Origin of the sequence: Curtobacterium sp. MCLR17_051, assembly GCF_003234395.1 — a bacterium.
In the GTDB taxonomy this organism is placed as follows: domain Bacteria; phylum Actinomycetota; class Actinomycetes; order Actinomycetales; family Microbacteriaceae; genus Curtobacterium; species Curtobacterium flaccumfaciens.
Genome location: NZ_QKTA01000014.1, coordinates 87979 through 107672 on the forward strand (window position 1 = coordinate 87979; position 19694 = coordinate 107672).

Below are 19694 nucleotides of genomic sequence, written 5' to 3' on the forward strand. Positions count from 1 at the left end.
TCGTCAGTCGGCGACGGCGGGCTGCTGCGCGACCATCGAGCCGGTCACGAGCTCGCGGAGCTCGGCGGGCAGGGGGATCGGTCGGCGGGCGCCCTCGCGGTCGATGATGACGTGCACGAACTCACCGGTGGCGAGCAGGGCGCCGTCGGACTGCCGGAACAGGCCGAACTCCCACGAAAGGCTCGTGGTGCCGAGGTGCTTCGAGCGCATCCCGACCTCGATGACGTCCGGCCAGACGGCGGACTCGACGAACCGGCAGCTCGACGACACCAGCACGGCGATCCACTCCGACGAGAACGGGTCGAGCCCGGCGGCCTCGCGGAACCAGTACGTCGACGCGTTGTCCATCGCCGAGTAGTAGATCGTGTTGTTGACGTGCCCGAACATGTCGTTGTCGTTCCACCGGGTGGGGTAGGAGCGGCGGAACGGGTACTCGTCGATGGTCATCGGTCTCCGATCGGTGGTGCGGGTGTGGCGTGCACCGCGTCGGGCCGCAGGACGTACTCGAACGCCGCACGGGCCCGGTCGGGATCAGGGGTCTCACCGGAGATGAACTCGGCGTAGGTGAACGACTCGGAGATCCGGACGAGCAGCCGTGCGAGCTCCTCAGCCGACAACGGTGCCGGATCGAACGTACCGGACGACTCCTGCTGCTCGATGAGAGCGGTCACCCGGGCGACGAAGCGGCTCTGCACGTCGCTGTCCGAGGTGGTGAGCAGACGCATCGCCCGAGCGGGTTCGCGCGTCAGGAACGCCCGGAAGTACGGGGCGTCGATCAGGTCGGCGGTGAACCGGTCGAGCACGACGACGAGCCGGGCTGCTCCGGTCGCCCCGATCTCGTCGGCGGCGTGGGTGGCTCCGTCGAGGGTCGGGACTGCGAGGGACCACAGGATCTCGGACAGCAACCGGTCACGGTTGCCGACCCAGCGGAACAGCGACGTGCGGTCGACGCCGAGTGCGGCAGCCAACGCCCCCATGTCGATCCGTGAGCCGGCGATGAAGGTGTGACGGGCCTCCCGGAAGGCGCGCAGCGCAGAGTCTGATGTGTACACGCGATCCTCTCTTGCAACGTTTTCGAGAATGATGCATCGTGGTTCCCATGTCAACGACGATGCCCGCGACGCCCCTGCTCGAATCGGACTTCTACGGCTTCCAGCAACAGCTCACCGAGCAGGAGCGCGCGTCGCTCGGGCAGCTCCGGCAGTACCTCGAGCGCGAGGTCGCGCCCATCGCCGACGAGTACTGGGCGCGCGCCGAGTTCCCGATGCAGGTGATCGCGCCGCTCGCCGAGCTCGGCATGTACGGGCCCGGCGTCCCGCTCGTGCGGCAGTTCGAGAACTCGGCCGTGTACCGCGGCTGGGCGGCCCTCGAACTCGGACGCGTGGACGCGAGCGTCGCCACCTTCATCGGCGTGCAGTCCGGCCTGGCGATGAACTCGATCGCGGTCGCCGGCAGCGACGAACAGCAGCGCGAGTGGCTGCCCCGTATGGCCGCGGGTGAGATCGTCGGGGCGTTCGGGCTCACCGAGCCGTACTCGGGCAGCGACTCCGCGAAGGGTCTGCGCACCACCGCCCGGCGCGAGGGCGACGAGTGGGTGCTCGACGGCGAGAAGCGCTGGATCGGCAACGCCACCTTCGCCGACGTCGTCGTGATCTGGGCGAAGGACGTCGCCGACGGTCAGGTCAAGGGCTTCCTCGTCACCACCGACACCGCGGGCTTCACCGCGACGAAGATCGAGGACAAGATCGCGCTGCGCGGCGTGCAGAACGCCGACATCGTCATGCAGGACGTCCGGGTGCCCGAGTCGCGCCGGCTGCAGAACGCGACGTCGTTCCGCTCCACCGCCGAGGTGCTCCGACTGACCCGCACCGAGGTCGCCTGGCAGGCCGTCGGCATCGCGGTCGGTGCGTACGAGGCCGCGCTGGCCTACGCCCGCGAGCGGATCCAGTTCGGCAAGCCGATCGCCGCCCACCAGCTCGTGCAGGACCTGCTCGTCAAGTCGCTGTCGAACATCACGGCCTCGATCGCACTGTGCACGCAGGCCTCGGCCATGCAGGACGCCGGGGTCGGTGGCGACGAGCATTCCGCGATGGCCAAGGCGTTCGCCACCGCGAAGATGCGGGAGACCGTCGCCTGGTGCCGCGAGGTGCAGGGCGGCAACGGCATCGTGCTCGACAAGGGCGTGGCCCGGTTCTTCGCCGATGCCGAGGCGATCTACTCGTACGAGGGCACGCGCGAGGTCAACACCCTGATCGTCGGGCGGGCGATCACCGGGCAGGCCGCGTTCGTCTAGCGGCCCACCCGGCTCGCCCCGGTTCGCCGGGCGGGTGCGCTACCCGAGCAGCGCCGGCCGCTCCCACTCCTGGTCGAGCACGTGCTGCCCGAGGAACGCGAACACCGTCTCGTACCAGACCACCGCGTGCTGCGGAGCGAGCACCCAGTGGTTCTCGTCCGGGAAGTACAGGAACCGGTGCGGCATCGAGCCGTCCGGTGCCGCATGGTGCTCCGCGAGTTCGGACCAGAGCCGCAGCCCCTCGCCGATCGGCACCCGGTAGTCCTTGTCGCCGTGGATGACGAGCATCGGTGACGTGATGTCGGCCACGAACCGGTGCGGGTCGTTCGCCGCGATCCCCTCGGCGTCGAAGATCGACGACCAGTACTGCGACGAGTCCGTCGTGCCGTTGAACTGGTCGAGCGCCCACAGGCTGGCGTGGGTGACGATCGCGCGGAACCGGTCGGTGTGCCCGGCGACCCAGTTCGCCATGTACCCGCCGAACGATCCACCCATCGCGGCGGTGCGGGTCGCGTCGATGTCCGCCCGCGCCTCGACCACGTCGGTGATCGCCATCAGGTCGGTGTACGGCGCCTGCCCCCAGGCGTTCCAGCCGCGGTTCACGAAGTCGAGTCCGTAACCCGTCGAGAGCGCTGGGTCCGGCAGCAGCACGGCGTAGCCCCGGGCTGCGAGCAGCATCGGGTTCCAGCGCCAGGACCACTGGTTCCACGAGTTGAGCGGTCCGCCGTGGATCCACAGGACGAGCGGGTGCGGCCCCTCACCCTCGGGCACGACCAGCCAGCCGCGCACCCGGGCGCCGTCGGCTGCGGTCGTCTCGACCTCTTCCAGGTGGGCGGGCACGTCCGGCGGGGGCGCCGGCGTCGCCAACGGGGTCACCGTGCCTTCCGTCGCGATCCGCACCGGGTGCAGCGGGGCCGCCCAGGAGGCCCGGAGCGCCACGACCACGCCCGTCGCCGCCGCCACGCGCAGGCTCGAGTACGCCCAGTCGTCGTGCGTCAGCTGCTCGACGGCGCCGCCGTCGAGGGGGATGCGGAAGACCGGCGCGCGGCCGTCCTGGTCGGCGACCGCCAGGAGCGCGCGGTCGCCGTGCTCGAACACGAGTTCGCTCGGCCAGCGGTCCCAGTCGGTCGCGACACGGCGGGCGTCGGAGCCGTCGATGCCGGCGACCCAGACCTCCTGCTGGTTCGCGCCGGCCGGGGTGGAGCGGACGGTGCGGACCCAGGCGATCGTCCGGCCGTCGTGGCTGAGCGCCGGCATCTCGTGGTCGACGTCGACGTCGTCGAACAGCACCGTGCGGTGGCCGCTGGACAGGTCGATGGTGACGAGCGTCGAGCGGTCCCCACGGGCCTCCCGGACGCCGACGGAGGCCAGCAGGACCGCACCGTCGGGCGTGAGCGCCCCGCCGACGTGGTCGAGCGAGCGGCCGGGGGCCGGTGTGCGGTCGACGGGCTGGACGGGCTCGGCGCTGGCGCCGACGGCGTCGCTGCCGGTGTCGCTGTCGGCCGTGTCGAGCGTCAGCACGTGCGTCTGGGCCGGCCCGAGGTCGTGGTCCCAGTACCGGACCGGGTAGGTCTCGTGCAGGATCGCGCGGACCTGCTTGTCCTTCCGGCTCTTCCGGAGCTCCGCGTCGGCCTCGAGCACGGTCGCGGGGTCGGAGCCGGCCCCCGGCAGCAGGTCGGCGGTCAGCGCCACGACGTCCGACGAGGCCGCGGTGGCCAGGACCCCACCGACGCCGCCGGCCAGGCGGGTGAGCGGACGGGCCTCGCCACCGTTCGCGGGCAGCACCCAGAGCTGGGCTGTCTCGAGGTCGGTGGCGTCGGCGTCGGGCCGGGCGGAGACGAAGAGCAGGTCGCCGGTGCGGGTGAAGGCGACGCCGCCCTCGCCCTTGGCGGAGCGCGTGAGGCGGACCGGGCGTGCGGCGGGTGTGGCGGCGGCGTCCGTGTCCGCGTCCGTGTCCTCGGCCGGGGCTGCTGGTACCTGCCAGATCGACCGGCGGTACCCGGTGCCGTCCGGGTCGAGGGCGCTGACCGTCAGGGCGACGCGGGTGCCGTCGGGGCTGATGTCGATGCCGTCGACACGGGGGAGCGCGACGTACTGGTCGAGGTCGGAGAACGGGGTGCTCATGCGTGCACGCTCGCCAGGTTCTCGGCCCAGAAGGCGGCGACCTGCTCGGCGACCGCGGTGCCCTGGGCGTGGCCGGCCTCGGCCGACGGTGCCTGGGTGGCGAGCGAGAGCGAGTTCGTGCCGAAGGCCTGCTGGGAGGCGCTGTCCGCCACCACGACCTCGACCGACGAACCACCGGCGCGCAGGGCCTCGACGGCGACGTCGAGCCACGGCCCGCACGGGGACGGGCCCTCGGGGCCGCAGGCGATGACGAGCACGCGCTCGTACCCGGCGGCGGCGTCGGCGTTGGTGCCCGAGCGGACACCACCGTCGACGTACGGGCGGCCGTCGATGGTGACCGGGGTCCAGACGAAGGGCACCGAGCAGCTGGCCGCGACCGCACGGGGGAGCGGCACGCCGTCGGCTGCCGTCAGCAGGCGGAAGGTGCCGTCGGTGGCGTCGACCGCGGTGACGGCGAGCGGCTTCTCCGGCCACTCGGTGGACGGGAGGGTCTCGCCGAAGGTCGCCGTGCGCTCGTCGTCGCTCTGCCCGCCGACGACCTGCTGGGCGGCCTGACCGAGTCGAGCCCGGGCGTCCTGCTCGCCGGTCGCACCCTGCAGTGCTGCGCCGATGTGCTGCTGCACGGCCTCGACGTCGATGGGGGCCGGCTCTTGGTAGGTGGTCGGCGCCGGGGTGTGCTGCTGGTCGTAGGCCTGCTGGACGGCACCGTTCCGGACGAACGCGCCGACGACGCTGCCGGCGCTGGTGCCGACGACGAGGTCGGCGGCGTCGAGGTCGACGCCGGCTTCCTGCAGGGCGACGAGGACGCCGACTTCCCACGCGATGCCGGCGACACCTCCGCCGCCGAGGACGAGGGCTCTGGATCCGGGAACGGGCGTGCTGACGTCGGTCATGGGTCCTGCTTACCAGCTGCGTGCGACGGGCCGGTGGAGGCCGATGGATCCTGTGGAGAACCCGCCTGTGGACAACTCCGTCCGCGTCGGTGGCGTGACCTAGCGTCGTGGTCATGGGGAACCAGCGTTCAGGACGGGTCGGCACCGTCGTGTGGCCGATCGTGGTGGCTGCTGCGCCCACCGCGGCGTTCCAGCTGCCGAACCTGTTCGTCACGCCGGCGGTCCGACTGTCGCTCGTCGCGTTCGGGCTCGTCGTGCTCGTCGGCGCCGTGACCGTGCAGGTGGTCCGGACCCGGCGCAGCGACGCCGCCCGGTCGGTGGCCGAGGACAACGCCACCGCGGCGGAGCTCGAGCAGTCGACGGCGGTCCGGTACGCGTTCGGCCAGATCGCCACCCGACTCGTCCGGTTCACCGAGCTGCCCCGATCCGAGCGCCACGGTGAACTCACGGTCGTCGCCGATCGCGTCGCCGTGGCTCTGGCGTTCTACCTGCTGCCGAAGGTGCCCGACGTCCGCGCCAACGTGTACCAGCTGTCCACCGATCTGCGTGCGCTCGAGCCGATCGGTCACGGTGGGGCCGGCGACACCGCCGGGGTCTTCCGCGCCGGCACGCCCTACGGCGACCGCAACCTCGAGTGGGTGCTGGTCGGCGGATCACCCCGGATCGTCGGTGACCGCTCGGCCGACGTCGACGTCGACCAGGACCTGCCGGGCTTCGAGCCGCGGTACACCTCGTACGTCTCGGTGGTGATCCGGTCGGACCAGTACTCGTTCGGCATGCTCACCGTCGACTCTCCGGTCCCCGACGCCTTCACCGAACTCGACGCCAAGAACATCGCGATGATGGCGTCGTTCATGGCCGTCGCGTTCTCGCTGACCTACTCGTTCCCCGAGCGCGACCGCAATCCAAGGAAAGGCCCGTGATGCTCACACGCTCTGTCGGACGCTCGACGTACGATGCCCCCATGACGACCGTGAACCCTGCTCCGCCGTCGTTCGGGCGTGCCCGGATCTCCTCGCCGAACTGGAACGACACCACCACCGACGCCGACTACGAAGACCTCGACGTCATCGCCGCCAACATCGAACGCGAGCGCGTTGCAGCCCGGCTCCGGGTCACCGCAGCGATCGCCGCGCGTCTGGGTCGCTGACCCCTCCCGCATCGTCCACGACGAACGGCTCCCACGCATGCGTGGGAGCCGTTCGTCGTCTGCGAGCCCGAGCCCGAGCCCGAGCCCGAGCCGGCTCCGATGTCGCAGCTACAGCGCCTCGGTCACGTCGATGAGCACCTTGCCGACCGTGTCCTGCTCGACCGCGTCGTGCGCCTGGGCCGTCTGCTCGAGCGCGAAGCGGGTGAGCGGGAGCCCGGCGTCCTCGCCGACCGGCAGCACACCGTCGTGCAGCGCCTCGGTGACGTCCTCGGCCGCCGCGGACAGCGCCTCGTCGCCGATCGTGTAGAGCAGCAGGAACTGGTAGCGGGCGTTCACGCTCATGTTCGGGCGGATCGGCAGGCTCGCCTCGTCGCCGCCGTTGTTCGCGTAGATCGACACGACACCGTGGTTCGCCAGGACGTCGGCGACCAGCGCGGCGTTCTGCGGGATCGACACCTCGACGACGATGTCGACACCGTCGGGCGCGATCGACCGGATGCGCTCGGCGGCGTCCTCCTCGCGGTAGTTCACGACGTGGTGGGCGCCGGCCGCCGTGGCGAGGGCTGCCTTCGCGTCCGAGCTGATCGTCGTGATGACGGTCGCTCCGGCCCAGCGGGCGAGCTGGATCGCGGCGTGCCCCACGGCACCGGCACCACCGGCGACGAGCACGGTGAAGCCGTCGAGGGCTCCGGACCCCAGGCGTGCGGGGCCGTCCTCGTGGGTGGTGAGGGCCCGGTGCGCCGTCATCGCGGGGACGCCGAGCGAGGCGCCGACGTCGAACGAGACGCCGTCGGGCAGCGGGACCACGCGCGACTCGGGCACGACCGTGTACTCCTGTGCCGTGCCGGTCGGCCGTGACGCCGCCGCCATGAAGAGCCACACGCGGTCACCGACGGTCAGCCCGTCGACTCCGGGGCCGACGGCGTCGACGACACCTGCGCCGTCCTGGTTCGGCGTGATCTCGGGGAAGGGCAGTCCGTCGCCGTACGTGCCGCCGGCACGGGCCTTCCAGTCGGTCGGGTTGACGCCGGAGACGACGACGCGGACGCGGACCTCACCGGCACCGGGCTCCGGGATCTCCCGCTCGACGAGTTCGAGGACGCTGCTGGCACCGGGCTTCGTGTAGACGATCGATCGCATGTCCCCAGGCAACCACTCGTCGCCGTCGGGGATTCCGAGTGCGGGGTCGCTCAGCGCGCGTCGTACCCCTCGCGCGCCTCGGCCACGTCGGGCATGTGCGAGGTGGCCCAGTCCTCCAGCGGCACGAGCACCGTGCGCAGCGATCGCCCGAGCTCGGTCAGTTCGTACTCCACGTGCGGCGGGATCTCGGGGAACACCGTCCGCGTCACCATGCCGTCGCGCTCGAGGGCCCGCAGCGTCTGGGTGAGCATCTTCTGGGAGACCCCCTGCACCCGGGCCGCCACCGCCGAGTACCGTGCGGGACCGTCGGCGAGGGCGCCGATCGTCAGCACGCTCCAGCGGTCGCCGATGCGGTCGAGCAGCTGCCGACTGGGGCAGTCCGCCGCGTAGGGGCTGTACTCGAGTGCTGACATGGTGTCCTCCGTCACGCACCGCCAGGTGCCTACTTACTCAAAGAGAGTAACTCTTGTACGGTGACTGTCAACGTCACCGACGCCCAGCACGTCCACGAAGGGAACACCATGACCAACATCGTCGTCTTCGGAGGCACCGGCTACGCCGGCTCCGCCATCACCCACGAGGCACTCTCCCGCGGCATCACCGTCACCGCGGTCGCCCGCGACACGAGCAAGCTCGAGCCGGCCGAGGGCCTCACCCTGGCGCAGGGCGACGCGTTCGACGCCGACTTCGTGTCCGAGGTCACCAAGGGTGCCGACGTCGTCATCGTCTCGCTCCACGCCGTGCAGGCCGACGGCAGCGAGCTGAAGGACAAGTTCCAGCACTTCGTCGACGCCGCCGCCGCAGCGGGTGCGCGGCTCGGCATCGTCGGCGGTGCCGGTTCGATGCGCGTGTCCGAGGACGGCCCCCGCCTCTTCGACACCGACGGCTTCCCGGATGCCTTCAAGGGCGAGGCGAAGAGCCACGCGCAGATCCTCGACGCCCTCCGTGCGTCGCACACCGAGGTCGACTGGTTCTACGTGAGCCCCGCCGCGGCCTTCGGCAGCTACAACCCGGGCGAGCGTCGCGGCACCTACCGCGCCTCGGACGAGGTCCTGCTCGCCGACGCCGAGGGCAACTCGGACATCTCCGGCGCCGACTACGCGATCGCGTTCGTCGACGAGATCGTCACCCCGGCGCACCACCAGACGCGTTTCGGCGTCGCCTACTGAGGCACTGCCCCTCGCAAGACACCGGTGTTCACGCAACACACCGCGGGATCCCGCGGCGTCGAGCGTGAACACCGGTGTCTTGCGTACCGCCCGACGCGACCAACGGGCGGACGGGAGGCGCGGGACGGAGCCGCCACGGGCCTCCAGGCCGGCGGGTGGACACCGCCAGGGCCCCCGCGTCAGTGCGCGACGATCGCCGGCACCGGCAGGTGGTGGCGCATCCGCACCGCCAGGTGCAGGCCGCCCCGGCGGGCGAGCACGAGCGCGATCACGGCGGCGGCCGCAGCCGGCACGCCTCCGGCGACCATCATCCCCACGTGTGCACCGAAGCGGTCGACGATCTGCCCCATCAGCGGCCCGCCGATCGCCTGTCCACCGAGCAGCACGAGGACGTAGAGCGACATCACCCGGCCGCGGATCGCCACGTTCGACGACAGCTGCACGAGCGAGTTCGACGCGGTCTGGAACAGCAGCTGCGACATCCCGACAGCAACCAGCGCGACGGTGAACGGTGCGATCGCCGGGATCGACCCCGAGACGACGAGCAGCAGGCCCGTCCAGAACACCCCGCCGACGATGGTGCGGAGCCGGACGACGGCCCTCCGGGTGGAGAGCAGCGCACCGACCAGGGCGCCGATCGCCACGGCGGAGTTGAACACCCCGTAGCCGCCGGCGCCGACGTCGTACACCTGTGACGCGAAGGCGGACAACAGCACGGGCATCGTCAGCGCGAACACCGAGAAGAACGCGACGAGGATCACCGGCACGATGATCGTCGGCTTGTGCACGGCGTAGCGGAGGCCCTCCACGAGCTGGCCCTTGCCGCGGGGTGCCGGTGGCGTGCGGTGCAGTTCGGAGACCTTCAGGAACCCGAGCGTCACGACGACGGCGACGCAGGCGATCGCGTTCACGCCGAACGACCACCCCGCGCCGACCGCGACGAGCAGGGCCCCGGACAGCGCCGGACCGATCATGCCGCCGAGCTGGAACACCGACGAGTTCACGCTGATGGCGTTCCGCAGGTGCTTGTGCCCGACGATCTCGGTGACGAACACCTGCCGTGCCGGGTTGTCGATGACGGTGACCATGCCGACCAGGAACGCGATCACCCAGATGTGCCACGCCTCGACGACGCCGGCGAGCGTCAGGACGGCGAGCAGCGCGGACAGCACCGCGAAGGCTCCCTGGGTGATCATCATGAGCGCGCGCTTCGAGAACCGGTCGACCAGGACGCCGCCGAGCAGCCCGAACAGCAGCATCGGCGCGAACTGGCAGGCGACCGTGATGCCGACCTGCGCGACCGACCCGGTCAGCTGCAGCACGAGCCAGTCCTGGGCGATGCGTTGCATCCAGCCGGCGGTCATCGCCACCAGGTTGGTCGCCGTGAACAGCCGGAAGTTCGGCACGGACAGGGCGATGAGCGTGTGGCGCCACGGCGGTCGCGTGGCCTGGATCGGGAGCGGTTCGGTGGGCGGGGGGAGGGTCGTCGGTGACGCGCTCACGGTGCGGGGTTCTCCGGACGTCGGTGTGGATCTGGTACCCCAACGAAACTACGTGGCGCCGGGCCATTCGATACCCCTATGGTGGCTATCACTCCATTGCGATGTCGAATGAGGTCGCACCGACGGAAGGCGCGACGTGCTCGATCCTGTCCTGTTGCAGACGTTCCTGGCCGTGGCGGAGACCGGCAGCTTCACGCAGGCCGGCACCCGGCTCGGCATCAGCCAGCCGACGGTGTCCCAGCACGTCCGGCGCCTGGAGACCGCGGTGGCGCGCACCCTGGTCGCCCGGGACACCCGCGGCGTCGCCCTGACCGACAACGGGGACGCTATGGCCGGGTTCGCACGGACGATCCTCGCCGCGCACGCCACCGCCGACGCCTACTTCTCCGGCGCGGCCACCCGCGGGCGGCTGCGGTTCGGGGCGGCGGACGACCTCGCCATCACCCAGCTGCCGCGGATCCTGCGGGACTTCCGACGGCTGCACCCGCAGGTGAACCTCGAGCTCACGGTGAACCAGTCGTCACCGCTGCTCCGCCGGGTGCACGCCGGCCAGCTCGACCTGGTGTTCATCAAGCAGACGGCGGGGGAGTCCGCCGAGGGCACCCGGGTCGCCACCGACCAGATGGTGTGGATGGCGCAGGACGGCATCGCCCTGGAACCCGGCGAACCCGTCCCGCTCATCGCGTACCAGGCGCCGAGCATCAGCCGGCAGATGGCGATCGACGCCCTCGAGGCCGCCGGCCGCACCTGGCGGATCACCTGCAACACCCGCGACGTCAACGGGGTGCTCGCCGCGGTGCGCGCGGGCATCGGCGTCGCGGTGTTCCCGCACTCGCTGATCCCGGCCGACCTGGTGAAGGTGTCGCAGCGGCTCGGGCTGCCGGACCTGCCGGCGGTGGACTACGTCCTCATCGCGAACCCGACGGTGCAGCGGGAACCGATCGATGCGCTGACGAACGCGATCCTGTCCCGTGGGGTCGTCCGCGCCGTCTGAGCGCTCGCGGCGCTACGGGGCGAGCGTCGGGGTCGTGCCGGTGCCGGTGACGTCCGGCAGCGTCACCCCTGCGAGCGGCAGCAGCGCCGCCGCGACCGCCCACAGCAGCACGACCGTACCGACGCCACCGAGCACCGCGCCGAGCAGCGCGACCGGCCGCTGCCACGTGGCCGTGCGGTCGCGCAGCGTCACGATCGAGAGCATCAGCGCGAGCAGCCCGAGCACCACGCCGACGCCGTGCACGGTCGCGGGAGCGGTGAACCACCAGGCCGCCAGACCGATCGTCGCGATCCCGGCGACGGCACCGAGCACCGCACCGGCGGTCGCGCCGAGCGCACGGCGTGGCTCCGGCAGGGCGGCTGCGGTCACGGGCTGGTCGAGCAGTTCGGTCGGGAGGCCCGCCTCGTCTCCGCCAGCACCCTGCGGCACCGGGGTGGGTGCGACCACGGCCGTGGTCGCGTCGGCGTTTCGAGTCGCGACGGCGGGGCCGCCGGGAGCGGCGGTGGTGGGCGCCGCGTGCAGCACGGCGTCGAACGACCGTGCGACTGCGGGAGCGGGTGCGGCCGACCGCGCGGCGGCCTGCTGGTGGGCGAAGCGACGGGGCGTCCGGTAGCCGATCGGGCCGACGGGCTCGGGTTCGGTGCCCTCGACGACCACGTGTTCGAGGCCGGGCACCGAGAACCGGGGCTGTCCGGCGACGGGCACCGCGGGTGCGGCGGTCGGCGGTGCCGGGGAGGCCTCCGGCGAGGGGGTGGTGAGCGGTGCGACGAGTGGTGCGGCGTCCGCCGAGGCGGGTGCGGCGGCGACCGGGGAGACCGGCACCACGAGCCCGGAGGCGGGGACGACCGACGACGGCGGCACCGCGGGGGTCTCGAACGGCACGGTGTGCACGTTCGGCGACATCGGGGCCGGGGGCAGCAGTTCCTGCTGCGGCGGGAAGTCGGGCACCGGGGCGTCGGCTTCGACCAGGGCGGCGATCGACGCGGGCTCGGACGTCGGTGCATGCGCGGCCGGCGCATGCGCGGCGGGTGCCCGCTCAGCCGCGGCGTTCCCTGCCGGGGCGACCGTGGTGGGTGGGACCGGTGCCGCGTGGGCGGCGCGTGACGAGGCGGGGGTGGGGCGGGCCTCCCGGCCGGAGGCGTTCACGTGACCGGCGGCGGCGACCCGCTCGGGCGCGACCTCGTCGACGGGCGGCGCGGTCACCCAGGCCGGGACGGGCCGACGGGGCCGGTCCGATTCGGGCATGCGATGCGCTGCCACTGCGGCGCTCCTTCCGTCGACTGATCCATGCTCAGTTGTAGCGGCAACCGCTGTGTGGATCGCAGCCCCAGTTCGGGGTCGCCGGTACGTTCGGGTGATGACCGGAATCGAACACCGTCCCCTGGGCCCCTCGGGGCTCGTCGTCTCCACCGTCGGCCTCGGCTGCAACAACTTCGGGCGGCGGGGAACCGCGTCCGAGTCGCAGGAGGGCACCGACGCCGTCGTCGCTGCGGCCCTGGACGCCGGGGTGACGCTCTTCGACACCGCGGACATCTACGGCGGCGTGCCGGGCATGTCCGAGGAGATGCTCGGACGCTCGATCCGTGGCCGCCGCGACGAGATCGTCCTCGCCACGAAGTTCGGCATGGACATGCAGGGCGCGAACGGGCCGGACTGGGGCGTCCGCGGGTCCCGCCGGTACGTGCGGCTCGCGGCCGAGTCGTCGCTCCGCCGCCTCGGCACGGACTGGATTGACCTGTACCAGATGCACCGGCCGGACGAGGTGACGCCGATCGAGGAGACCCTGTCGGTCCTCGACGACCTGGTCCGCGAGGGCAAGATCCGGTACGTCGGGCACTCGAACTTCGCGGGGTGGCAGATCGCCGAGGCCGAACTCACGGCGTCGATCGCCGGGACCACCGCGTTCGTGTCCGCGCAGAACGAGTACAGCCCGCTCGCCCGGGACGCCGAGGCCGAGGTCCTGCCGGCGGTGCGGGCGTACGTGCTCGGGTTCCTGCCGTTCTTCCCGCTCTACAACGGGCTGCTCACCGGCAAGTACACGAAGGCGGGCGGCCCGGCCGACGGGCGGCTGACGACCTCGAAGCCGCAGGTGCTCGAGGATGCCCCGTGGGACGTGCTCAACGAGTACCAGCGGTTCTGCGACGACCGGGGCGTGACGATGCTGCAGGCGACGTTCGCGTGGCTCCTGGCGCAGCCGGGGCTGTCGAGCGTCATCGCGGGGGCGACGAAGCCGGAGCAGATCTCGCAGAACGTCGAGGCCGGCACGACGTGGACGCCGACCGAGGACGACATCGCCGACATGACGACGATCTTCGATCGGGCCTGAGCGGGCTTTTCGCGCCGGGTCGGCTCGTTGCGCGCCCGGTTGTTTCGCGCTGAGCGACAGGTCACGGGCTGCGGCGCCCGTGGGGTGTCGCTCAGCGCGAAACGGCGTCGGCGGCGCGGCGCTAGCGCGTCGCGGCGGCCAGGGCGTCGCGCAGCTCGGCGGCGGTCATCCGCGGGCCGTAGCCGGGGGTGTCCCGCTGGATGCGCCAGCCCTCGGCGAGCGGCCCGGCGTCGACGACGTCGAAGCCGAACGCGTCGATGAGCTCGGCGACGGTCTGCTTGGCGGAGCCGTCGTCGCCGGCGATGACGAGGGCACGACGATCGAGGGTGCCGGCGGGCGTCGCGTGGCCGGTGAGGTCGTCGGCGCCGATGTGGTTGAACGCCTTCACGACACGGGCGCCGGGCAGGTGGTCCTGCAGCATCTCCGCCGTGGTCGTGGACTGGTCGTCGAGGGCGGCGATGTGGCCGTCGCGCTCCCAGTAGTAGTTGTTGGTGTCGATGACGACCTTGCCGACGAGGGGCTCGACGGGGATCGTCTCGATCGCGGCGAGCGGCACCGTCACGACGACGATCTCGCCCGCTGCGGCTGCCTCGTCGCGGGTCGCTGCGCGTGCGCCGTCGCCGAGTTCCGTGACCAGGTCGGTCAGGGTCTCCGGGCCGCGGGAGTTCGCGATGACGACCTGGTGGCCGTTCCGTACCGCGAGTCGAGCGAGCTGGGATCCGATGTTGCCGGCGCCGATGATTCCGATGGTTGTCATGGTGTCCCTGCAACGCTGCCCACCGTCGTGCATTCCCCGGGAGGCGCGAACGCCCCGCCGGGAGCATGATGGCGGCATGGACCCCGAGTTCCGCGACGAGACCGACCAGGACCGCTACGCGATGTACGTCGGCGGCGAGCTCGTGAGCGTGCTCGACTACCGGGTGAACGGTGACGCGGTGGCGTTCCCGCACACGTACACGGTCCCGAAGCACCGCGGCCACGGCTACGCGGCGCAACTCGTCGAGTACGCCGTCGCCGACGTCGAGTCGTCAACCACGAAACGCATCGTCCCGATGTGCTGGTTCGTCGGCAAGTGGTTCGACGAACACCCCGAGAAAGCCGACCTGCTCAGCCGCAGCGCCGCGGACTGAGCACCGAACGAAGGGGCTCCCGTGCCCACCATCACCCCGTTCCTCTGGTACGACGACCAGGCCGAACAGGCGGCCGAGTACTACGTCGGACTGTTCCCCGACAGCCGCGTCGACAGCGTCAGCCGGATGCCCGACGGCCGTGCCCTGGTCGTGGAGTTCACGTTGCTCGGCGCCCCGTACCGCGCGATGAACGGCGGCCCCGGGCACCCGCACACCGACGCGGTCTCGTTCCAGATCGACGTGGACACGCAGGACGAGCTCGACCGGCTGTGGGACGCCCTGCTCGCCGACGGCGGGAGCCCGACGGCGTGCGGGTGGTTGACCGACCGCTGGGGACTGGCGTGGCAGGTGACCCCGTCGATGCTGGGGGAGCTGATGAGCGGATCGGGTGATCCGGAGGCCAACGCCCGCGTCTTCGAGGCCATGATGCAGATGGTCAAGCTGGACATCCCCGCACTGCAGGCCGCGGCCTCCGGTCACTGACCCCACTCTCCGCGGACCCGCCGGTAGTGTGACCGGACGAGAAGACCGCCGGCCGGCGCCGGCACAGACAGGCTGGAGCCACCATGGACCACCCGAGTTCGAGGGTCCGCAACAGCGACATCAGCCGGGCGTACACCGAGCTCGCCCGCATCACCCGTCGGGCGAGCATCCGGGCCCGCGGTTCGGACCAGGTGTTGAGCGTCGTCGACCAGTCCCTCGTCGACTTCGTCGTCCAGCACCCGGGCTGCATGGCCATCGACATCGCCCGGTACCTGCGGCTGAACCGTTCGACGATCTCGCGGCAGCTGTCCGGGCTCCTCGCGACCGGACTGGTACGGACGACGGACGGCGGCAGCGGCAACGCGAAGCCGCTCGAAGCGACCGACGCCGGCCGCGCCGCGCTCGAGCGGTCGGTGCAGCTGCACCGGGACGCGCTCGACGAGCGGCTCGCCGACTGGTCGGACGACGACATCGCACTGCTCGCCGGGCTGCTGGAGCGCCTCGGTGCCTCGGACGAGGCCGGGCTCCCGATGCCGGCACCCACCGAGTCGTGACGACGTCGTTCGTCCTGCTGTCCGACACGCACCTGCCGAAGCGCGCGAAGGACCTGCCGCCCGGACTGTGGGCCGACGTCGACGCGGCCGACCTCGTGGTGCACGCGGGGGACTGGGTCGACCTCGCCACCCTCGACGCCGTGCAGGCGCGGTCCCGCCGGTTCGAGGGCGTGCGGGGCAACAACGACGGTCCGGAGTTCGACGACCGGCTGCCGCTCGTCGCCCGGTTCGGTGTCGAGGACCTTCGCTTCGCCCTGGTGCACGAGACCGGGGCGTCGACCGGTCGGGAACGCCGGATGGACGCCGAGTACCCGGACACCGACGTGCTCGTCTTCGGCCACTCGCACATCCCGTGGGTCACCGTGGCGCCGTCGGGGATGCGCCTGCTGAACCCCGGTTCGCCGACCGACCGCCGTCGCCAGCCCGACCACACGTGGATGCGCGGCACGGTCAGCGGCGCCGAGCTGTCCGTCGAACTGGTGCGGCTGCCGCCGGTCGTCCGCTAGCCCCGGTCGCCGGCCTGTGCCGGCGGCCCCCCGTTCCGGAAAGCGACAGATCCCTGCGGAACTTCTCCGACATCTGTCGCTTTCGCGGGGTGTTCGACGGCCGTCAGCGCAGCAGTGTCGCTTCGGCGGCCCCGACCGCGCCGCCCGCAGCCGCGGTGGCCCCGGCACCAGCAGCCCCTGCCGTCGGCATCCGGAAGAACGCGAGCTCCCACTCCGCCGAACGCCGGAACGCCCGCGCCATCCGCCCCCGCTCGTCGGGTGTCGCCGCACGGGCTGCCTCCTCGACGAGCCGGGTCGCCTCGGCGCTCGACGCCGCGAACCCCGGGTCCCCGTACGCCGTGATCCAGTCCGCGAAGGCGTGCCCGTCCGGAGCGACCCCGAGCTGCGACCCGACCCAGGCGTAGACCCGGAAGCAGGGCAGCACCGCGGCGGCGAGCACCGCACGGGAGCCGGAGTCGGCGGCCTCCTGCAGGTGCGCGAGGTACCCGGCGCACGTGGGGTGCACGGGATCGTCGGCGTGCGAGCCGGCCAGCCGACGGTGGTGCAGGTCGCGCGCCTCGTCGGCACACCCCTGCGCCGCCGCCGCCCAGAACGCAGCAGCACCGCCAGCAGCAGCAGCACCGGCACCGGCACCGGCAGCGTCGACCCCGAGTGCCGCCAGGTGCCGCTCGTACGCCCGCAGGTAGTGGACGTCCTGCGCCAGGTAGCCCGCGAACACCTCCGGCTCGAGCGTCCCGTCCCGGAGCCCCACCAGGAACGCGCAGCCGATCGTCTCCTGCAGCACCGACGCCGCATCCGCCCACCACACGTCCGTGTACGACAGTGCCGGCAGGGCTGCCCGCGTCTGCGCCCCGTGGTCGACCGGGCCGTTGCCGCTCCCGACCGACAGTGCGTCGGCCCCGCGCAGCGCCGCCGTCAGCCACTCCTTCGCCACGCCGACCGCGAGTTCCCAGTCGCCGTGCCGCGCGGCGAGCGTCGCGATCGCACTGGAGAGCGAGCACCCGGTGCCGTGCGTGTTCGTCGTCGTGACCCGGGGACCCGTGAACACCCGCACGGTGCCGTCCGGTGCCACGAGCACGTCGTCCGAGGTCGGTCCCTCGTCGTGCCCGCCCTTCGCCAGCAGCAGGACGTCCCACCGCGCCGCCACGGCACGCGCGGCATCCAGCGACGACGCCGACGACGACACTCCGGCCAGCTCCGCCAGCACCACGAGCTCGGCCCGGTTCGGCGTCACCAGGTCGGCGAGCGCGAACAGCGCCCCCATGGCCGCCGCCGCGTCCTCGTCGAGCAGCCGGTCCCCGCTCGTCGCCACCATCACCGGGTCGACGACGACCACCGGTGGCCGGTGCTCCCGCAACCAGTCCGTCACGACCCGCACGACGTCGGCGGTGCCGAGCATCCCGATCTTCACCGCGTCGACCACGACGTCGTCCGACACCGCGTCGAGCTGCTCCCGCAGGAACCCGACGTCCGGCACGTGCACCGACCGCACCCCGTGCGTGTTCTGCGCGACGAGCGCCGTCACGACCCCCATCCCGTACCCGTCGTGCGCGGCGATCGCCTTGAGGTCCGCCTGCATCCCGGCCCCGCCCGTCGGGTCGGTCCCGGCGATGGTCAGCACCCGTGGGACGCTCATGCGTCCGCCCCGTGGTGCGTGGCGTCGGCCTGGAGGGACGGATCGCCAGCACCTGACGGCCTCGCCTCCGTCCCGTGGTCGGGTCCAGGGCCCCACGCGGCCACGTACGCCGCCGCCGCGGATCCGGGGTCGGCCGCGGCGCAGATGCCCGAGACGATCGCGACGCCCGCGGCACCGGCGTCCCGGAGCGGCGCGACGTCGTCGAGGGTCACCCCGCCGATCGCCACGCACGGCACGTCGGTCGCGGCGGCCAGCCGGGCGAACCCGTCGCGGCCCAGCGCCGGCGGGTGGTCGGCCTTCGTCGCGGTGGGGTGCACGACCCCGACGCCGAGCAGGTCCACGGCGCCGCGGGGCAGTCGCTCGACGGCAGCCAGGTGCGCGAGCGTGTTCGCGGTCAGGCCCACGTGGGCATCCGCTCCGAGCAGGGCACGGGCGGCGGTGACGGGGACGTCGGACTGGCCGAGGTGCACGCCCGCGACCCGGTGTCCCGCGTGCCGTGCGGCGAGGGCGACGTCGAGCCGGTCGTCGACCACCACCGTCGCACGGTCCCCGACGGCGTCGGCGACCGCCGCGGTGAGTGCCAGCAAGTCACGCGCCGAGGCGTCCTTGTCCCGTACCTGCACGATCCGGACCCCGGCGTGCACGGCGGCACGGACGACCCCGAGCACCCCGATGCCGTGCCGGTCAGCCAGGGTGCCGTCGGTCACCAGGTAGACGCCGAACCCCGCAGACTGCGGCCCGCTCACGCGGACACCGCCCGGGTGTCGACCGCGGGAGCGGTCTCGACCGTGATCCGGGCCTCGCGGACGACGTCCTCCGGGGTCAGCGACGCCAACCGGTCGAGGAACAGCGGCTGGAAGGTCCCCGGCCCACCGGCGTCCCGCGCCGCGAGCTCCGCGGCGATCGTGTGCACGGCGGTGGCAGCGACGGCAGCGGCCCCCGCGTCCTCCGGCGCGACCGACGTGAACGCGGCGACGACCGCGCCGAGCGCACACCCACCACCGGTGATGCGTGTCAGCAGGTCGGTCCCGTTCGCGACCCGGACCACACCGATGCCCGGCGCGACCAGCAGGTCGACCGCACCCGACACGGCCACCGCGGCCACGAGCCTCCCGTCCGAAGCAGCGACGGACGCGACCCGGGCGTCCTCCGTGCCCACCGTGCTGTCGACCCCGCGGCCACCGGCCGAGTCGCCGAGCAGGGCGAGCACCTCGGACGCGTTGCCCCGCAGCACCGTCGGGCGCAGCGCGAGCAGGTCGCGTGCCAGGGCGGTCCGCACCGGCAGCGAGCCGACCGCCACCGGGTCGAGGACCCACGGGGTCCCCGCGTCACGGGCGGCGTGCACGGCCTCGAGCGCGGCGACCCGCGGTTCGGCGTGCGGGGTCCCGGTGTTCACCAGCAGGGCATCGGCGACGCGGGCGAACGGCCCCGCCTCGGTCGGCACGTCGACCATCGCGGGCGAGGCCCCGAGTGCGAGCAGCACGTTCGCCGTGACGTTCTGCACGACGGTGTTCGTGATGCACTGCACCAGCGGCGCCCGAGCACGCACGGCCTCGAGCAGTTCGGCGGTTCGGTGGGCCCAGGCAGGGGAGGGCGCAACGGTTTCCATGGACGATCCCTTCGCGAGTACGAGCTCGAGCAGGTTCGACGGGTGTGATCTCAGCCGCTGGATGCGGCACCCCGTGTCTCGAGCGACACCGTACACGACGCCCGGTGACCACTTCGAGGCCCGCTCCGGGCACCGTGTGCCAGGGTTGGACCGTGCCAGACGCAATGCCCCCCGGGCCCCCACCC

The 19694-nt window shown here is 72.4% G+C and carries 22 protein-coding genes and 1 riboswitch; of the genes, 10 read left to right on the plus strand and 12 right to left on the minus strand.

Features of this window, described 5'->3' with window-relative positions; all coding sequences use genetic code 11:
- Positions 1-3: 3 nt before the first annotated feature.
- Together DEJ06_RS12450 and DEJ06_RS12455 are read right to left on the minus strand one after the other, a co-directional pair.
- Positions 4-447, minus strand: coding sequence for a thioesterase family protein (locus tag DEJ06_RS12450; RefSeq protein ID WP_111039501.1), 444 nt, complete (start codon positions 445-447; stop codon positions 4-6).
- Positions 444-1052: a QsdR family transcriptional regulator gene (locus DEJ06_RS12455; RefSeq protein WP_071247243.1), complete on the minus strand. Its 609-nt coding sequence runs from the start codon at positions 1050-1052 to the stop codon at positions 444-446. Before DEJ06_RS12455 ends, DEJ06_RS12450 begins: the two co-directional genes overlap by 4 nt.
- A 59-nt stretch (positions 1053-1111) precedes the next feature.
- On the opposite strand from DEJ06_RS12455, the gene DEJ06_RS12460 reads away from it, so the two are divergent.
- On the plus strand, positions 1112-2293 hold the full coding sequence (locus DEJ06_RS12460; protein WP_111039502.1) for an acyl-CoA dehydrogenase family protein: 1182 nt from the start codon (positions 1112-1114) through the stop codon (positions 2291-2293).
- Between the two features lie 39 nt (positions 2294-2332).
- Here the strand turns inward: DEJ06_RS12460 and DEJ06_RS12465 are convergent, their stop codons facing one another.
- Both DEJ06_RS12465 and DEJ06_RS12470 read right to left on the minus strand, forming a co-directional pair.
- Positions 2333-4417: an alpha/beta fold hydrolase gene (locus tag DEJ06_RS12465; protein ID WP_111039503.1), complete on the minus strand. Its 2085-nt coding sequence runs from the start codon at positions 4415-4417 to the stop codon at positions 2333-2335.
- A complete protein-coding gene (locus DEJ06_RS12470) occupies positions 4414-5310 on the minus strand; it encodes a patatin-like phospholipase family protein (protein ID WP_111039504.1) in 897 nt (298 codons plus the stop codon). Before DEJ06_RS12470 ends, DEJ06_RS12465 begins: the two co-directional genes overlap by 4 nt.
- Before the next feature lie 113 nt (positions 5311-5423).
- Between DEJ06_RS12470 and DEJ06_RS12475 the strand changes: the two genes are divergently transcribed.
- Entirely contained in the window at positions 5424-6233 is an 810-nt protein-coding gene (locus DEJ06_RS12475; RefSeq protein WP_146245856.1) for a GAF domain-containing protein, read from the plus strand.
- A 41-nt stretch (positions 6234-6274) separates the two neighbouring features.
- Positions 6275-6460 carry a hypothetical protein gene (locus DEJ06_RS12480; RefSeq protein ID WP_027465208.1) on the plus strand — a complete coding sequence of 62 codons (186 nt, stop codon included), beginning with the start codon at positions 6275-6277 and terminating at the stop codon, positions 6458-6460.
- Positions 6461-6568: 108 nt separating this feature from the next.
- On the opposite strand, the gene DEJ06_RS12485 is transcribed toward DEJ06_RS12480, so the two are convergent.
- Complete coding sequence (locus DEJ06_RS12485) at positions 6569-7600, minus strand: NADPH:quinone reductase (protein WP_111039506.1); 1032 nt, start codon at positions 7598-7600, stop codon at positions 6569-6571.
- A 50-nt stretch (positions 7601-7650) separates the two neighbouring features.
- Positions 7651-8013 (minus strand): helix-turn-helix domain-containing protein, encoded by a 363-nt coding sequence (locus DEJ06_RS12490; protein ID WP_071247254.1) that lies wholly within the window; start codon positions 8011-8013, stop codon positions 7651-7653.
- A 108-nt stretch (positions 8014-8121) separates the two neighbouring features.
- Here DEJ06_RS12490 and DEJ06_RS12495 point away from each other — a divergent pair, with 108 nt between their 5' ends.
- Positions 8122-8769, plus strand: coding sequence for an NAD(P)-dependent oxidoreductase (locus DEJ06_RS12495; RefSeq protein WP_111039516.1), 648 nt, complete (start codon positions 8122-8124; stop codon positions 8767-8769).
- Positions 8770-8948: 179 nt separating this feature from the next.
- Here the strand turns inward: DEJ06_RS12495 and DEJ06_RS12500 are convergent, their stop codons facing one another.
- Positions 8949-10271, minus strand: coding sequence for an MFS transporter (locus DEJ06_RS12500; protein WP_111023764.1), 1323 nt, complete (start codon positions 10269-10271; stop codon positions 8949-8951).
- 136 nt (positions 10272-10407) lie between these two features.
- On the opposite strand from DEJ06_RS12500, the gene DEJ06_RS12505 reads away from it, so the two are divergent.
- Positions 10408-11265, plus strand: a complete 858-nt coding sequence (locus DEJ06_RS12505; RefSeq protein ID WP_017886578.1) for a LysR substrate-binding domain-containing protein — start codon at positions 10408-10410, stop codon at positions 11263-11265.
- 12 nt (positions 11266-11277) lie between these two features.
- Here the strand turns inward: DEJ06_RS12505 and DEJ06_RS12510 are convergent, their stop codons facing one another.
- Positions 11278-12525, minus strand: coding sequence for a hypothetical protein (locus DEJ06_RS12510; protein ID WP_146245857.1), 1248 nt, complete (start codon positions 12523-12525; stop codon positions 11278-11280).
- Positions 12526-12622: 97 nt separating this feature from the next.
- Between DEJ06_RS12510 and DEJ06_RS12515 the strand changes: the two genes are divergently transcribed.
- Positions 12623-13591 (plus strand): aldo/keto reductase, encoded by a 969-nt coding sequence (locus tag DEJ06_RS12515; RefSeq protein ID WP_111039508.1) that lies wholly within the window; start codon positions 12623-12625, stop codon positions 13589-13591.
- Positions 13592-13712: 121 nt separating this feature from the next.
- On the opposite strand, the gene DEJ06_RS12520 is transcribed toward DEJ06_RS12515, so the two are convergent.
- Positions 13713-14348 (minus strand): NADPH-dependent F420 reductase, encoded by a 636-nt coding sequence (locus DEJ06_RS12520; protein WP_111039509.1) that lies wholly within the window; start codon positions 14346-14348, stop codon positions 13713-13715.
- A 76-nt stretch (positions 14349-14424) separates the two neighbouring features.
- Between DEJ06_RS12520 and DEJ06_RS12525 the strand changes: the two genes are divergently transcribed.
- The 4 genes from DEJ06_RS12525 (at position 14425) to DEJ06_RS12540 (ending at position 16264) form a co-directional block, all read left to right on the plus strand.
- A complete protein-coding gene (locus tag DEJ06_RS12525) occupies positions 14425-14721 on the plus strand; it encodes a GNAT family N-acetyltransferase (protein ID WP_111023751.1) in 297 nt (98 codons plus the stop codon).
- 21 nt (positions 14722-14742) lie between these two features.
- Complete coding sequence (locus DEJ06_RS12530) at positions 14743-15204, plus strand: VOC family protein (protein WP_111030314.1); 462 nt, start codon at positions 14743-14745, stop codon at positions 15202-15204.
- A gap of 83 nt (positions 15205-15287) precedes the next feature.
- Entirely contained in the window at positions 15288-15758 is a 471-nt protein-coding gene (locus DEJ06_RS12535) for a MarR family winged helix-turn-helix transcriptional regulator (RefSeq protein WP_051596672.1), read from the plus strand.
- A complete protein-coding gene (locus DEJ06_RS12540; RefSeq protein WP_111039510.1) occupies positions 15755-16264 on the plus strand; it encodes a metallophosphoesterase in 510 nt (169 codons plus the stop codon). The genes DEJ06_RS12535 and DEJ06_RS12540 overlap by 4 nt, the downstream gene beginning before the upstream one ends.
- A gap of 103 nt (positions 16265-16367) precedes the next feature.
- Here the strand turns inward: DEJ06_RS12540 and thiD are convergent, their stop codons facing one another.
- The 3 genes from thiD to thiM all read right to left on the minus strand — a co-directional run bounded on the left by thiD (position 16368) and on the right by thiM (position 19509).
- Positions 16368-17900 carry a bifunctional hydroxymethylpyrimidine kinase/phosphomethylpyrimidine kinase gene (thiD, locus tag DEJ06_RS12545; protein ID WP_111039511.1) on the minus strand — a complete coding sequence of 511 codons (1533 nt, stop codon included), beginning with the start codon at positions 17898-17900 and terminating at the stop codon, positions 16368-16370.
- Entirely contained in the window at positions 17897-18646 is a 750-nt protein-coding gene (gene thiE / locus DEJ06_RS12550; protein ID WP_258372489.1) for a thiamine phosphate synthase, read from the minus strand. Before thiE ends, thiD begins: the two co-directional genes overlap by 4 nt.
- Positions 18643-19509 (minus strand): hydroxyethylthiazole kinase, encoded by an 867-nt coding sequence (gene thiM, locus DEJ06_RS12555; protein ID WP_181436839.1) that lies wholly within the window; start codon positions 19507-19509, stop codon positions 18643-18645. Before thiM ends, thiE begins: the two co-directional genes overlap by 4 nt.
- A riboswitch (TPP riboswitch) is annotated at positions 19498-19593 on the minus strand. (Overlaps the previous gene by 12 nt.)
- Positions 19594-19694 lie beyond the last annotated feature (101 nt).